The 15,217-nt window shown below is 48.6% G+C and carries 15 protein-coding genes; 10 read left to right on the top strand and 5 right to left on the bottom strand.

Annotated features, from left to right (window positions below; all coding sequences use genetic code 11):
- Nucleotides 1-83 precede the first annotated feature (83 nt).
- Complete coding sequence (aroG, locus tag CF168_RS03150) at nt 84-1,142, top strand: 3-deoxy-7-phosphoheptulonate synthase AroG (protein WP_089066946.1); 1,059 nt, start codon at nt 84-86, stop codon at nt 1,140-1,142.
- Between the two features lie 50 nt (nt 1,143-1,192).
- On the opposite strand, the gene CF168_RS03155 is transcribed toward aroG, so the two are convergent.
- A complete protein-coding gene (locus tag CF168_RS03155; RefSeq protein ID WP_011624090.1) occupies nt 1,193-1,369 on the bottom strand; it encodes a hypothetical protein in 177 nt (58 codons plus the stop codon).
- Between the two features lie 447 nt (nt 1,370-1,816).
- Between CF168_RS03155 and CF168_RS03160 the strand changes: the two genes are divergently transcribed.
- Together CF168_RS03160 and CF168_RS03165 are read left to right on the top strand one after the other, a co-directional pair.
- Entirely contained in the window at nt 1,817-3,613 is a 1,797-nt protein-coding gene (locus tag CF168_RS03160) for an ABCB family ABC transporter ATP-binding protein/permease (RefSeq protein WP_089066947.1), read from the top strand.
- A gap of 82 nt (nt 3,614-3,695) precedes the next feature.
- Nucleotides 3,696-3,953, top strand: a complete 258-nt coding sequence (locus CF168_RS03165) for a hypothetical protein (protein WP_086902750.1) — start codon at nt 3,696-3,698, stop codon at nt 3,951-3,953.
- Nucleotides 3,954-3,993: 40 nt separating this feature from the next.
- On the opposite strand, the gene CF168_RS03170 is transcribed toward CF168_RS03165, so the two are convergent.
- The 3 genes from CF168_RS03170 to CF168_RS03180 form a co-directional block, all read right to left on the bottom strand.
- Nucleotides 3,994-4,200 (bottom strand): hypothetical protein, encoded by a 207-nt coding sequence (locus CF168_RS03170; protein WP_086902751.1) that lies wholly within the window; start codon nt 4,198-4,200, stop codon nt 3,994-3,996.
- Between the two features lie 144 nt (nt 4,201-4,344).
- Nucleotides 4,345-5,835, bottom strand: a complete 1,491-nt coding sequence (locus CF168_RS03175; protein WP_089066948.1) for an FMN-binding glutamate synthase family protein — start codon at nt 5,833-5,835, stop codon at nt 4,345-4,347.
- 11 nt (nt 5,836-5,846) lie between these two features.
- Complete coding sequence (locus CF168_RS03180) at nt 5,847-6,440, bottom strand: histidine phosphatase family protein (protein WP_089066949.1); 594 nt, start codon at nt 6,438-6,440, stop codon at nt 5,847-5,849.
- Nucleotides 6,441-6,609: 169 nt separating this feature from the next.
- Between CF168_RS03180 and CF168_RS03185 the strand changes: the two genes are divergently transcribed.
- From CF168_RS03185 to CF168_RS03195, 3 genes are all read left to right on the top strand, one after another.
- On the top strand, nt 6,610-7,218 hold the full coding sequence (locus tag CF168_RS03185; RefSeq protein ID WP_089066950.1) for a DUF5610 domain-containing protein: 609 nt from the start codon (nt 6,610-6,612) through the stop codon (nt 7,216-7,218).
- A gap of 129 nt (nt 7,219-7,347) precedes the next feature.
- Nucleotides 7,348-8,097 (top strand): ferredoxin--NADP reductase, encoded by a 750-nt coding sequence (locus tag CF168_RS03190; RefSeq protein WP_089066951.1) that lies wholly within the window; start codon nt 7,348-7,350, stop codon nt 8,095-8,097.
- Between the two features lie 70 nt (nt 8,098-8,167).
- Entirely contained in the window at nt 8,168-8,764 is a 597-nt protein-coding gene (locus CF168_RS03195) for a glutathione S-transferase (protein WP_011718305.1), read from the top strand.
- A 7-nt stretch (nt 8,765-8,771) separates the two neighbouring features.
- On the opposite strand, the gene CF168_RS03200 is transcribed toward CF168_RS03195, so the two are convergent.
- The gene (locus CF168_RS03200) at nt 8,772-9,194 is read right to left on the bottom strand and encodes a hypothetical protein (protein WP_011625110.1); all 423 of its coding nucleotides are present in this window, start codon (nt 9,192-9,194) and stop codon (nt 8,772-8,774) included.
- Between the two features lie 218 nt (nt 9,195-9,412).
- Here CF168_RS03200 and CF168_RS03205 point away from each other — a divergent pair, with 218 nt between their 5' ends.
- The 4 genes from CF168_RS03205 (at nt 9,413) to ggt (ending at nt 15,030) form a co-directional block, all read left to right on the top strand.
- Nucleotides 9,413-10,420, top strand: coding sequence for a Fe(3+) ABC transporter substrate-binding protein (locus CF168_RS03205; RefSeq protein WP_089066952.1), 1,008 nt, complete (start codon nt 9,413-9,415; stop codon nt 10,418-10,420).
- A gap of 77 nt (nt 10,421-10,497) precedes the next feature.
- Nucleotides 10,498-12,132, top strand: coding sequence for an ABC transporter permease (locus CF168_RS03210; protein ID WP_089066953.1), 1,635 nt, complete (start codon nt 10,498-10,500; stop codon nt 12,130-12,132).
- A complete protein-coding gene (locus CF168_RS03215) occupies nt 12,129-13,178 on the top strand; it encodes an ABC transporter ATP-binding protein (RefSeq protein WP_089066954.1) in 1,050 nt (349 codons plus the stop codon). The genes CF168_RS03210 and CF168_RS03215 overlap by 4 nt, the downstream gene beginning before the upstream one ends.
- 139 nt (nt 13,179-13,317) lie before the next feature.
- Nucleotides 13,318-15,030, top strand: a complete 1,713-nt coding sequence (ggt, locus tag CF168_RS03220; protein WP_089066955.1) for a gamma-glutamyltransferase — start codon at nt 13,318-13,320, stop codon at nt 15,028-15,030.
- The last annotated feature ends 187 nt before the right edge of the window (nt 15,031-15,217 follow it).

Consider the following 15,217-nt stretch of genomic DNA (forward strand, 5'->3'; position numbering starts at 1 on the left):
ATAAATTGAACTCAGTATTGCAGTTGAGATCCCCTATTGCAGCGATAAAAATAGCCTAAACACGAGAGTTGGAGCAGTAAATTATGTATTACCAAAATGATGACGTTCGCATTAATGAAGTCAAAGAGTTACTTCCACCGATTGCGATTCTAGAACGATTTCCTGCCTCCGAAAACGCTGCTGCAACTGTGTTTAACGCCCGTCAAAGCATTCATAACATTCTTGCCCGCCAAGATGATCGTTTGTTAGTGGTCATTGGTCCTTGCTCAATTCACGATCCTAAGGCCGCATTGGAATATGGCCAGCGACTGGTTGCGCTCAGAGAACGTTATCAAGATCAGCTTGAAGTGGTGATGCGTGTTTATTTTGAAAAGCCGCGTACTACAGTGGGTTGGAAGGGACTCATTAACGATCCTTATATGGATAACAGCTTCAAACTGAACGATGGTTTACGTACCGCGCGTAAACTTTTAGTCGATTTGAATGACTCTGGCATGCCGACCGCAGGTGAGTTTCTCGATATGATCACTCCGCAATATGTGGCGGATATGATGTGCTGGGGCGCGATTGGTGCGCGCACCACAGAATCGCAGGTGCATCGTGAATTAGCTTCTGGGTTATCTTGCCCTGTAGGCTTTAAAAATGGCACTGACGGCACGATCAAGGTGGCGATTGATGCCATCGGCGCCGCGAATGCGCCGCACCACTTCTTATCGGTGACCAAATTTGGCCATTCGGCGATTGTGTCGACCAAGGGTAATCCTGATTGCCATATCATTTTGCGTGGCGGCCGTGAGCCTAATTACAGTGCCAGCCATGTTGCGCAGATCAGCGAACAACTGAAAAAGGCCAAGCTTGTCGATAACATTATGATCGACTTTAGCCATGCCAATAGCAGCAAACAATATCAACGCCAGATGGACGTTGCGAATGATGTGGCCGAGCAAGTGGCCGCGGGTAATAAGGCGATTTTTGGTGTGATGGTTGAAAGCTACTTAGTGGAAGGTCGCCAAGATTTGATTGAAGGCCAAGAGCTATGTTATGGCCAGAGTATTACGGATGCCTGTATTGGCTGGGATGATACCGAACGTCTGTTAGCGGTGTTAAATCAGAGCGTTATTGCACGCCGCCAGCGGGTCTAAGTCCTGAAAAGCTCAAAAATAAAGGCGCTATCCTGGCGCCTTTATTTTTATTATTTTTTGCTCATTTCGGCTAAGTATTCGTTAGCTTTGGCCAAGCTACCAAAAGCTGCAATGAGGTTATTTCTGCCTTTGTCCTGAATTTCTGGATTGCCTGATTCGATCATCATCCACACCCAAGTTTGGATCAGTGGTAATGGCGGGTATTGAACTTTAGCGGAATCCAACATAAAGCTTCCTTCGATCTTAATTTATTAGAGTTATCGTTAGTGTTATCGCAGAACGAGTGCAGCACGGCATTTACACACGGATCTACGGCCAGAGATTTGCAAATCCTGCTGCTAGCGATCTTAAGTCCATAGGGCATTTTGGGTAAAACCGACAAAATAATCAACAGTAGAACCCTTGATGTTAGGCCTATTTTAACGGTTACTGTTCTGATAAAGCCAAGCTTGTTTCAGAATTTTTTCACCTTAATATTCGCGTTGCGAACTCTCTGAGCGTAAGTCGTTAGCATGACATTTTTATTTCGATAAGCCAGAGAGATTTTGCCAAGATGGCCGCTTTTTGTCTGTCAGAAAAATCTGATTGATTTTATTCAAACTTTCCCTGTTTGCTTTCGCCTTAACGTGCGCCATGCTGCTACAATTGAGCGACTTTGGCAAAGGTTTAGACATATGCGCCCAACACTGTATTTTGAAGGTCCCATCGATAAGCTCAATTGGCACGTAGTTAAGTTGCTCTGGCCTTATTTGCTCGAGTACAAGGGCCGAGTGGCATTGGCCATGTCTTGTCTTATCGTCGCTAAGCTTGCCAGCGTGGGCTTGCCCTTTATTCTTAAAGATTTAGTCGATACTTTGGATGCCAATAAGACCGCGCAGGCCTTGAGTGTGCCCATCGGGTTGGTATTAGCCTATGGCGCGGTGCGACTATTAACTGTGATCACGGGTGAAATCCGCGACACACTCTTTGGCCGTGTCACTGAGCGGGCCATTCGCCGTTTAGGTTTGGCGGTGTTCGATCACCTGCATCGACTCGATTTGGATTTTCACTTAGAGCGGCGCACGGGCGGCTTGTCGAGGGATATTGAGCGCGGCACCAGTGGCGTGAGCTTCTTGATGCGCTTTATGGTGTTTAACATAGTGCCGACCCTGCTAGAAATCGCCATGGTTATTGGTATTTTCTTTTTTAATTATGGCATTGCCTTCGCCGCGATCACTTTTACCTCTGTGATGGCCTACATCTGGTTTTCGGTGGTGGCGACTGAGTGGCGCACCGAATACGTCCGCGATGCGGCCAAGGCCGACTCACTCTCCAACACCCGCGCCATCGACAGTCTGCTCAATTATGAAACCGTGAAGTATTTTAATAATGAAAAGTATGAATCGGATCGATATGACCAAGCCTTAGACCAATGGGAAGTGGCTAAACGTAAGAATCGTTTATCGCTATTTGCCCTCAACGGTGGGCAGGCGCTGATTATTGCGTTGGCGATGACGGCGATGATGGCGTTAGCCGCCTATAAAGTGACCAATAATGAGATGACCTTAGGTGACTTTGTACTGATCAATGCCTTTATGATGCAGCTCTTTATGCCGCTCAACTTTTTGGGATTTGTCTACCGTGAAATTCGCGGCGCCTTAGCCAATATCGAGCGGATGTTCAGTCTGCTCGATAAGCACCCTCGTATAGTGGACAAACCCGATGCCTTAGACTTTGAGCCTAAGCGCGGTGAGCTTAGTTTTGAACATGTGAGTTTTAGCTACGATGACAGGCCCATACTACGCAACGTCAGCTTTAAGGTGGCGGCGGGGAAAAAAGTCGCCGTCGTTGGAGATAGTGGCGCCGGAAAATCAACACTCATCAAGTTACTGTTCCGTTTTTACGATGTGGAGCAAGGGCGCATTTTGATTGACGGGCAAGATATTCGTCACTTAACCCAGGATGCACTGCGCCGTGCTATTGCCATAGTGCCGCAGGATACTGTGTTATTTAATGATTCCTTAGTGGAGAACATTCGTTATGGCCGCCCCGATGCGACGGATGAAGAAGTGCGCAATGCCATCAAACTCGCACATTTAGAGCATTTTATCGCGTCGCTCTCCCAAGGTTGGGATACCAAAGTGGGTGAGCGGGGCTTAAAGCTCTCGGGCGGGGAGAAACAGCGTGTGGCCATTGCGCGGGCGATTTTAAAAGGCTCTCCTGTGTTAGTGTTTGATGAGGCCACATCCTCCCTCGATAGCCGTTCAGAACAAGCTATTCTGTCGGCACTGCGCGAGGTCGCCAAAGGGCATACCAGTTTAGTCGTGGCGCATAGGTTATCGACCATAGTCGATGCCGATCAGATCGTGGTCTTAAGCCAAGGGGAAATTGTCGAGCAGGGGAATCATCAGTCTTTACTGGCTCAGGATGGTTTATACGCTAAGTTGTGGCGCATACAAAATGAGCAACAGCAGCTTTCGGTAGAAGTGTAACAGCGTTGGGACAATTCAGTTTTTATTCAGGTTCGGCTCTCTATACTCAAATCCAAGCAAATAATGATAAGAGGTGCTTGGCATGGAAAATATGGCATTAAGAGTCAATATTGAAGGCAGAGAAGAGAAAGTAAGCACAGACTGGTTTGCGATTATGGCAACCCTTAAAAAACGCGGTGTGGATTATGATTCGCTACAACGCATTCACGCAGAGTTAAATGCAGGCCTTAAAGTGACCACAAGACGTTTAACTCTGGCAAAATTGAATCAAGAACTTGAATTAGCTGGGATTATCCGTAAAACCAATGAATATAATGCAGATATTCGTGGTGGGTATTAGAGAGTATCACTGCTGAAACAAAACAAGGGAATATAAGAAATTATATTCCCTTTGGTTTTTCTGCCTTCCAACCTTCACACAACAGATTGAATTTGGTGGTCGATTCGTCGATTCGCGTGAGCCGAATGACTTGGCCTTCACGAAAACACACTAGTTCGCCTTCGATCTCGGTCAAGCGATTACAGCTCTTACAGCTTGTGCTGGCAGTCTTACTGTCTGGCATATGGCTTACAAAGCTTGCTTTCACAGTGTTTCCTTAACTTAATATGCAGTTGTTTAATCTCATGCGTGCATCACGGATCTTACCCCTTTTGTGATACGCATTCAAATTACCTCTTGCTAAATTAACTTTAGACGAAAGTCGTACAAAATGCATACAGAGCTAGGTTACTTATTGATTGATATGGGAATAGTACTTATCCAATGAAACCGACAAACCGCTCTCGAGCACAATCCTCACATGGGATGGCTTGAGTTGTCTTGGCTCTGTCACCCCGCAGGAGTGGGCTATCAAGGCTAAATCGTGGTGTAGGTTATGGTTATAGTTGGCAACACGCGTCGATTTATCTCTAGGATCAAGACCTTGCTGGAGTTTCTTGTTGTGAGTCGTGATACCCGTCGGACAGGTATCTTTGTTGCATTGCAGCGCTTGAATACATCCGAGGGCAAACATATTGCCACGGGCAGAGGCGATAAAGTCTGCACCTAAGGCGAGCGCCCAAGCCACCCTCGATGGCACTATGAGCTTGCCCGAGGCGATTACTTTAATGCGTTTACGTAGCCCACGCTGAATTAAGATATTCACCAGTATGGGCAGGCTTTCCTTGAGTGGCAGTCCCACATAATCCATTAAGGGTTGAGGGGCGGCGCCCGTGCCGCCATCGGCACTGTCTAAGGTAAAAAAGTCCGGGGCGGATGCTTCGCCACGGCGCTCAATTTCATCGCAAAAATCTTCAAGCCACTGCACGTCTCCAAGTACGGCCTTAATGCCTGTGGGTTTACCAGTGACCTCACGCACTCTGGCAATCATATCCAGAATGTCAGCCACATTTTTAAACTCGATATGACCATTGGGGCTTATGGAATCATGGCCCTGCGGGATACCGCGAATTTTGGCGATCTCCTCGGTGACTTTGACTCCCGGCAAGATACCGCCCTTGCCTGGTTTGGCGCCTTGGCTCATTTTGATTTCAAACATTTTAACTTCAGGGTGTGCGGCGATCTCTTTGAGCTTGTCATCGTCTAAATGGCCATGCTCATTACGTACACCGTATTTAGCGGTACCAATTTGAAAGACTAAGTCGCAGCCGCCTTTTAAATGGTAAGGGCTTAAGCCACCTTCACCGGTATTTAACCAACATCCCGCCTGCGCTGCGCCGTGGGATAAGGCGGTGACGGCAGGGCGTGATAGGGCGCCGAAGCTCATGGCGGAGATATGGCAAATAGCCTTAGTGGTGTAGGGCTCACGGCAATGGGGGCCAATGGTTTGAGGCAGAATTGGAGTGATATCTTCATCTTGAGTAGGAAAGGCGGTATTCATAAACATGATGGCGCCCGTGCTGTCTAGCGGGCGTGTCGACCCAAAGGCGATGGTTCTGTCGACGTTTTTCGCGGCGCGATATACCCAGCTCCGCTCGGCGCGGTTAAAGGGTAATTCTTCCCTGTCCTGTGCGAAAAAGTATTGTCTAAAAAACTCACCTTGTTTCTCAAATAAATACCGAAAGCGACCTATCACAGGGTAGTTGTGGCGCACGGCCTGCTTGGTTTGTAGCTTGTCGGCGATGTACATATAGACGACAGCGAGGGCGCCTAAGCCAATGAGAATTAAAAAGAGTCCTGAGAAGAGATCCAGTCCCCACATAAACCAATTGAGTTCTTGCATCTTGTTATCCTCTATTCGTGTCCATAACGGGTGGAGATAAGGCTCGCTGGCTGTCCATCATGGATGGAGAGTAAAAACAGCTGACTGTAATCATCTTCTGCGATGGTGGGGATTTCTGGGCCGCCAAGGGCCTTGATGATCAGTGGGACGGTATTGGAATGCCCCGCGATTAAGCTGTTACCTTTAACGGCATGTACTTGTTCAACAATTTGCTGGATATGGGCTTCGAGTGGTTTTTCTGCCGCAACCACGGTAATGGGTAAATGTCGCTCCGTAGACATAGGCAATAAGGTTTGCTGGGTTCTTTGATATTGGGTCGCGATCAGTTGCGAGATCTGCGTCCTTTGCAAGGCGCTAACCAGCGCGAGGGCACGTGCATGGCCATCATCTGAAAGTGTAGGATCGCCTGCTGGAGCGTCGGCTTTTTCGGCGTGTCTCACCAAAATAATCAATCGATTATCGGCAAAAGCTTGATTGATAGGGCAGAGTCCAATGCTGGTAAAGAGTAACAGGCCTAACAGCAGAGTGTGCAATAGCCGAAGGGCATTGAAGCTGGTGATGCGCAAGGAGTGGCTGACCACTGTTAACCATTGGAAAATTGCCATGCCGTATATCCTTATCTAATGGGCGTATGCAAGTGTGACACTGAGGCGAGTAGATTCATCATGGGGATCATTGCCTTAGGTTGTGATGGTACTGCAATTTATAAAATTACTAAAGTTGCTCAATTTTTGGTCGATAATAAAGTCATCCCAAATTGAATGGATTAGCATCATGGAAATCAACAACCCTGCACAGGTACAGACGCCTTCAACGCCCCATAAGAAGTATGCTGACAATGCCGCTGCTAATAGTGATAAAGCGAAAAATGTGGAAGCGCCCGGCAAACAAACTGCGCAGCAAACGAGTAAGCAGTTAATGAATCAGGCGATTCTGTCGGCGCAGGAAGATGTGAGTCTAAAATCCGGTGATCAATCCATGACTTTGCTTTATCGCGCGGCAATTGAAGCGATAAACAAAGAGTTAGCTCCTTCGATGGGCGAAAATGCGATTCAAACCGCCTACGATAATAATGTCGATACTTCCCCCGAGGCGACGGCCGATAGGATTGTGAGTTTTGCGACGCAATTTTTTAGCATTCACCAACAGCAAAATTCGAATATGAGTCTAAATGATCAGCTTGACAGTTTTATGAGCATCATAGGTGGCGCTATCGATAATGGCTTTAAGGAGGCGCGGGATATTTTGTCCGGCCTTAAAGTGCTGCAAGGGGATATCGCCGATGGCGTCGATAAAACCTATGGATTAGTGCAAGAGGGATTGCAGGCCTTCCGAGATAGCTTCAATAAGAAACCTGATGAGACACAAACGGCTAGCGCATAATGTCCCGCGCTTAGCACTCAATGTTGTTGCCATTTCCCTTGTCTTAAGCCCCTTGCAATAAGGGGTTTTTGTTGCGCAGAGAACAGTCTATGCTAGGGGTCTATTTAACGTTTTGCTTGAGGGCGAGTTATGTGGACTAGGGGACGTGTTATTGAACGTATTGATTGGAGTGATAAATTATTTTCGCTGCGGATAGCGGCCGAACTGGCGCCCTTTATTCCGGGTCAATTTATTAAACTCAGTCAGCTGCAAGATGATAAGCGTGTCGCTAGAGCCTATTCCCTGGTTAATTCCCCCGATAAACCCTATGCCGAAATCTTGGCTGTCGCCGTAGAAGATGGCCAGTTATCCCCACAATTACAAAATCTTGCTATCGGGGATGAAATCGAGATCACTCCCACAGCCACAGGCTTTATGACTTTAGATGAGATCCCTAAGGGTGCAGGGCAAGGCCGTCACTTATGGTTGTTAGCCACGGGCACGGCCGTGGGGCCATTTTTATCTATGCTCGATACGCCAGAGCCTTGGCAGCGTTTCGAAAAAGTCGTACTCGTCTATGGTGTCCGCGAAGCTAAAGATTTAGCTTACCTCGATAAATTAAAGGCTTATTCGGTGCAATATCCTGATCAGTTTATCCTGTGTTTAACCGTCACCCGTGAAAAGCTTGACGATGCACTGCAATGCCGTATCCCCGATGGCTTAGTCTCGGGGGAGATTGAGGCTAAAGTCGGTTTAGCGCTCAGCGCGGCGGATTCGCAGGTGATGATTTGTGGTAATCCGGGGATGATCAGTGGCGCGCAGGCCGCGTTGCTCGACAAGGGACTCGCGAAGAATTTACGCCGCGCTCCGGGACAAATTACCGTCGAGAAGTATTGGTAATCGGTTGAGTGTTAATGACAAATAATTAGTCTTAATCGTTTTAATGTCAGTCATATAGAAGGATTTTTTGATGAAGTTGCTCTGCTCCCTCGCTTCACCCTATGCTCGCTGTGTTCGCACATTAATCCGTTATTTAGGGATTAAGGATATCGAAGAAGTCTTAGTCAATCCGATGGAAAACACCGCCGAGCTGCTCGATGTTAACCCGCTTGGGCAGATCCCTTGCCTCATCACCAACGATGGTGTACCTATCTTCGATAGCGAAGTGATTATGCGCTATTTAGACGCCGAATTAGGTGAACAGCAGATGTTCGGTGGCCAAGTGAATAATTGGGTATTACAGTGCCAATATTCGATGATCAAAGGTCTTATCGATAGCGCAGTAAAATTGCGCCAAGAACAAATGCGTGAAGAGGAAGGGGTGAGATCGGCCTTTTGGACATCGCGTTTTGAGCAAGCGCTGCTGCGTGGTTTGATGCAAATGGAACATCAGAGCGTGATCACTCAGGCAACGATTCAGGCGCCACAATTAGCCTTAATTTGCTTATTAGATTATGTGGATTTCAGACATCCAGAACTCGATTGGCGTAAAGTGGCTCCCGCGACCTCGCTCTGGTTTAGTGAGATGCGCGATCTCCCAGCGTTTGTGGAAACTCGCCCAGCGTAAAAGGCGTTTAATGGTCTGTCGAGCGGCGGCCTCTATGGGTCTCACGGCGATTATGTTCACCAAACGCGCCGTAGAGATCCTTCGTTATGCCGTAATCTACCCTACGGTCATTACCCGTTTGGCGTCTATCATCATAGTGTTGATAGCGGCATTGGCAATTGGCCATAGTGCATTCTTCCATGGGAAGCTCAGGGGCTTCCTTTGATAGAAAACGTTTCCCTTTGAGCTCATCTACCTGATCACAACAACTACCGTCATTTTCGATACTGACACAGTGGAAGCGGCGATCTTGCCCTGCAAGTCGTTGATTTTTATTTTTTGCGGTTTCCATGAGTTTGACAAAGTGCTTGCGCTTTTTAGGGCCTCGCTTGAGTGTCAGCAATGCGAGTAGCGCTACCGCGATGACCAGCAGTAGTAAAACGCCCAACATACCGCCTCCTCATGTATTTTAAGCAAATTAAGGTTCAGTTTAGTTTGGTTTGAGATAATCACCAGTTTTAAGTTTTATTTCATTAAAAACAAAAAGTTAATCAACCTATTGCCCTAGTTCATTTGATCTATTACTCTTGCGCAACTGATAACTATTATCATTAATAGTCTTAAGAATTGACTCACGCTTGCTGTCATCATTTTGGGGAGAAATCGCGAATGAAATGGGTAACTTGTGCCGCTTTACTTGGGTTAATGTCGGTTGCGAATTCGGCTAGCGCTGATGAGACATTAACCGTTTACTCCTACCGTCAGCCCTTTCTGGTTGAGCCTATTCTGAAGCGCTTTACGGAGGAAACGGGCATTGGGGTAAATTTTGTCTTTGCGAAAGACGGTATTGCCGAGCGTATCGCCCGTGAAGGCCGTTTATCCCCTGCGGATTTAGTGTTAACTTCAGATTTCTCTCGCTTGGTTGAATTGGTCGACAAAGACCTGACTTCTTCCGTGAAAAGTGAACAGCTCAATAGCAATATCCCCGCGCAATACCGCGATCCCGATGGACAATGGTATGCCTTAACGATGCGTGTACGTAATCTCTATACGGCAAAAGATCGTCTCGGCCCACAAGCGATCAGCTACGAAGAGTTGGCCGATCCTAAGTACAAAGGCAAGATCTGTACGCGCAGTGGCAAGCATCCTTATAACATCGCCTTAGTGGCGTCTATGATAGCCCACCACGGTGAGGCCGACACTAAAACTTGGTTGCAAGGCGTGAAAACCAACTTAGCACGCAAGCCTCAGGGTAACGATAGGGCGCAGGTGAAGGCGGTTAAAGAGGGCTTGTGTGATATCGCCATTGGTAACAGCTACTACTACGGCAATATGCTGCAAGATCCAGAGCAAAAGAGCTGGGCAGAGGCAGTGGTGATTAACTTCCCGAACCAAGCCGATCGCGGTGCCCATGTGAACGTTTCTGGTATGGTGCTCACTCGCCATGCTCCGAATAAAGACAATGCTATCAAGTTGATGGAGTTCCTGTCTGCGGATGTGGCACAAAAAGCCTATGCCGAAGTGAACATGGAGTATCCGGTCAAAGCCGATGTCGCGCCTTCAACCTTGGTCGCCTCTTGGGGCGAGTTTAAATCCGACCAATTACCGATTTTCAAGCTGGCGGAATACCACCAAGCGGCGGTGAAACTATTAGATGAAGTTCAGTTCGATCTCTAGTTGAGCGCTTATAACGACTAGAAATAGTAAAAGTAAAAAGTGCGCCTTGATTGGCGCACTTAGGTTAAAGGATCCACATGATTTTAGGATTAGCCAGAAGCTGGTCGCTTACTGGTTATGCCATAGCCGCGCTACTGGTGTTACCCCTCTTTGCGTTAATTCTTCAGGCGGCGCAGCCCGATGAGGCCGTTTTTGGTCATCTGCTCTCCACTGTACTACCTACTTATATCTCCAACAGCCTATGGTTGATCCTGTGGGTGAGTATTGGCTCACTCTTGTTGGCACTGCCCTGCGCTTGGTTAATGGCGCGCTGTGAGTTTGTTGCTAGGCGTTATCTGCAATGGGCCTTATTGCTCCCCTTGGCCATGCCAGCCTACATTGTTGCCTACGTATATACCGATTTACTCGATTACGCCGGCCCAGTACAAACTGGGCTTCGTTCTGTGTTTGGTTGGAGTTCACCGCAGGATTACTTTTTCCCCGATATTCGTACCTTAGGCGGCGCGGCGTGTGTGTTGTCGCTGGTGCTCTTTCCCTATATTTATCTGTTGGCGCGCACCGCGTTTATGGAGCAATCCCTAAGCTTGGCCCACGCCTCGAGGATTATGGGCTGCTCGCCGTGGCAGAGTTTTTGGCGTTTATCTTTGCCAATGGCAAGGCCCGCCTTGGCCGTGGGCGTGGCCTTAGTGGCGATGGAGACTGCGGCGGATTTTGCCACGGTCAACTACTTTGCCGTACCAACCCTGACCACTGCCGTGTACGACACTTGGCTAGGTTATGGCAATTTGACTGCGGCGGCTAAGCTCTCGGCCATTATCCTCTTGGTAGTGTTTAGTCTGATTGGAATAGAACGTTTTGCTCGCCGTAAGCAGCAGTTATTCCAAAAGCAGTCCCGTATTCAAGCCAGCGATTTATATCGACTCTCACCGCTGCAAACCCTATGTGCTCTCGGCTATTGCATCACCTTGTTAGTGCTAGCCTTTGTGCTGCCAAGCGGGATTTTACTCTCCTATGCCATTGATTATTTTGAGCAGAGCTGGGATCCGATTTTCTGGCAATTGAGCGTGAATAGTTTGAGCCTCGCACTCATCACTAGCCTAGTGTGCTGCACTATTGCATTGATATTGATGTTTATTCGCCGCGTGAGCCCGAGATCGAGCGATGCGCTGCCATCACGCTTGGCATCGACTGGCTATGCCTTGCCTGGCACAGTGCTCGCCATTGGCGTACTGGTGCCATTAACGCTGCTCGATTTTGCGATCAACAACTTAGCCGATTGGTTGGGGATGACAGGCCCAGGACTCCTGCTTACGGGCAGTACGGCCGCGCTGGTTTTTGCCTTTTGTGTGCGCTTTGTGGCTATCGCCATCGGCAGCGTGGAGACTAGCTATAAACGCATTTCGCCGTCACTGGACATGGTGAGCCTGACCCTAGGACAGAGCCCTAGGCGATTGCTACAAAGAGTGCATCTGCCGCTGCTCACTAAGGGGTTATTTGCCGGGGCGCTGCTGGTGTTTATCGAAAGCATGAAAGAATTACCGGCGGCATTGTTGCTGCGGCCCATAGGATTTGAGAATCTCGCCACCTATGTCTTCCAGTTTGTCTCAGACGAAAAGCTTGAACATGGCGCCTTGCCCGCCATTGTGATTGTACTCGTGGGTTTAGTCCCGCTGATTTATTTAAACCGTTCCTTGGAGCAAGATAGCCGATGACCAGTACCCTCAATCTTCATCAAGTTCATAGCGATTATCAGGGCCAACAGGTACTCAAAGGCTTAGATTTAACCTTGGCACAAGGGGAAATCCTTGCGCTGTTAGGCCCAAGTGGCTGCGGCAAAACCACTTTGCTCAGGGCGGTTGCAGGATTGCAGGCCATCAGCCAAGGTGAAATCCAAATCAATGGCAAGACGGTTAGCGGCGCAGGGCAATTTGTGCCGAGTGAGCAACGGGGCATAGGGATGATTTTCCAAGACTATGCCTTGTTCCCCCATTTGACCGTCGCCGAGAATATTCTCTTTGGTGTGGCAAGATTAACGCCTGCGCAGCGCAAGGCGCGGTTAGATGACATGCTCGCCCTGGTGAAACTCGAAGGGTTAGCTAAACGCTATCCCCATGAACTATCCGGCGGGCAGCAGCAGCGGGTGTCGATTGCGCGCGCACTAGCCTATGAGCCGCAATTACTGTTACTCGATGAGCCTTTTTCAAATATCGATGCCCAAGTGCGCCACAGCATGATGGCGGAGATCCGCAGCATTCTCAAACAGCGTAATGTCAGCGCGGTTTTTGTGACCCACAGTAAGGATGAGGCCTTCGTCTTTGCCGATACCTTGGCTATTTTCAACCAAGGCGTGATAGTGCAGCATGGGCGCGCCGAGGACTTATATGCCGCGCCCAATAGCCGCTATGTGGCGGATTTTCTTGGCAGTGGTAACTACTTACCCGCCGAAGTGCTCGATGGCCATAGTGTTGCCACCCCGATTGGTGAGCTGCGCAGCCTGACGCCCTTGTCGCAATCCCATGCTTTCAATGGGCAAGTGTTTTTGCGGCCACAGCAATTGGCGCTTAGCGCCGATGATACGGGTGTGGGGACCATTACCGAGCGGCGCTTCCTCGGGGCATTTTGCCATTATTGGGTGAAAGTCGAAGCGGCATCCCACGCCCATTATGTTGAAGTGCGCAGTCAAATCATGCAGTTGAATGTTGGCCAGCGAGTGGGATTAAGCACTGAGCCACATTCTCTGGTGCTATTTGAGTCTTAAGCAGGCCGCAGAGGATATGTCACTGTATCAGCATAAAGTATGACATTTTTGCTTACGTTTAACTTGGGCAAAAAAATTCTAGATTGCTGATATTTTCAGCCTTCCTTGTTACCTTAATTCCTCCAGAGTGGGAGGAATTATGATAAAAACAATAAAATCAATTTGTACCTTAGTCACAGTGGCGACAGCAATGTCGTCATCGGGAGTATTGGCCATGGATAGGATAACGGGTAAAGCCTTTGCGACGCGCTCAGAAGTGTATGCCACCCATGGGATGGCTGCGACGAGCCAACCGCTGGCGACACAGGTGGCGATTGATGTATTAAAACAGGGCGGCAGTGCCGTGGATGCGGCGATTGCCGCCAATGCCATGCTGGGTTTAGTCGAGCCGACTGGCTCGGGTGTCGGTGGTGATTTATTTGCCATCGTCTGGAGTGCTAAAGATAAAAAGCTCTATGGCCTCAATGCTTCGGGTCGTAGCCCCAAATCCTTAACTCTAGAGAAGCTTAAATCCCTTGGATTAGATTATTTACCGCCTTTTGGGCCGCTGCCCGTGTCGGTTCCCGGCGCGGTGGATGGATGGTTCGAGCTGCACAACAAGTTCGGCAAACTGCCGATGGCCGATAATTTAGCGCCAGCGATTCGTTATGCCCGCGAAGGCTTCCCCGTTTCTGAGCTGATTGCTTATTATCTTAATGGCAGTGGTAAAAAACTCGGTCAATTCCCCGGTTTTAAGGAAACCTATATGCCCAATGGCAAAATGCCTGCGGTAGGGGAGATCTTTAAAAATCCCGCATTAGCAAACACCTACGAGAAAATTGCCAAAGGCGGCCGCGATGCCTTTTACAAGGGCGATATTGCCAAGAGCATAGATAAATACATCAAGGCTCAAGGCGGTTACCTCAGTTATGAAGACCTCGCCAGCCATACTAGCGACTGGGTTGAACCCGTATCGGCCAACTACCGTGGCTACGATGTGTGGGAATTACCGCCCAATGGGCAGGGGATTGCTGCACTACAGATCTTAAAAACCATGGAGCCCTTCGATGTTGCTGCCATGGGCTTTAACAGCCCCGAATATGTGCATTTATTCGTAGAGGCTAAAAAACTTGCCTTTGCCGACCGCGCGAAATTCTATGCCGATATGGCCTTTAACAAAGTGCCAGTTAACGATCTGATTTCGCAGCAATACAACTACAATCGCGCTAAGCTCATCGACTTAAACAAGGCGGCTAAGAGTGTCGATGCGGGTAATCCTGCGCTGCAACATGGGGATACTGTGTATCTCACTACCGCGGATAAAGACGGCAATATGGTGTCGCTGATCCAGAGTAACTACCGCGGCATGGGCTCAGGTATGACGCCACCAGATCTCGGCTTTGTGCTGCAGGATCGCGGGCAGATGTTCGATCTCACCGAAGGCCGTTTCAACACTTATGCGCCGGGTAAGCGTCCCTTCCATACCATTATTCCCGCCTTTGTGACTAAAGACGGTAAACCTTGGTTAAGTTTTGGCGTGATGGGCGGTGCAACACAGCCGCAAATGCACGCGCAGATTATTGTTAATCTGATTGATTTTAAAATGAACTTGCAAGAAGCGGGTGATGCCCCCAGAATTTTGCACACAGGTTCGACCGAGCCTACGGGTGAGGTGATGAATGACGGTGGCTATGTGAGCTTAGAATCAGGCTTCCCCGTTGAAACTCGCCGTGAGCTAATTAAGAAAGGCCATGTGCTACGCGATGGGCTCGGTGATTTTGGTGGATATCAAGCCATTGGTTTTAATGCCGAAACGGGCGTTTACCGCGGTGCCTCAGAGAGCCGTAAAGATGGTTATGCCGCGGGTTACTAAGGCATAATTCGCCTTTGGCCTAATGAGCGCCGAAGCTTGCGTAAGACGAATTGACGAGGCGTAATGGCCTCGTCAATTTTTATATTCCAGTCTACAAACGTGTTTACATTACAAAGACGGACAAACTGTGCGTTACTTAATGTCATTTTCAGGTAAAGTTGCGGATAATATTGCCGAAAATGAATCG

It is taken from the genome of Shewanella bicestrii, from assembly GCF_002216875.1.
In the GTDB taxonomy this organism is placed as follows: Bacteria; Pseudomonadota; Gammaproteobacteria; order Enterobacterales; family Shewanellaceae; genus Shewanella; species Shewanella seohaensis.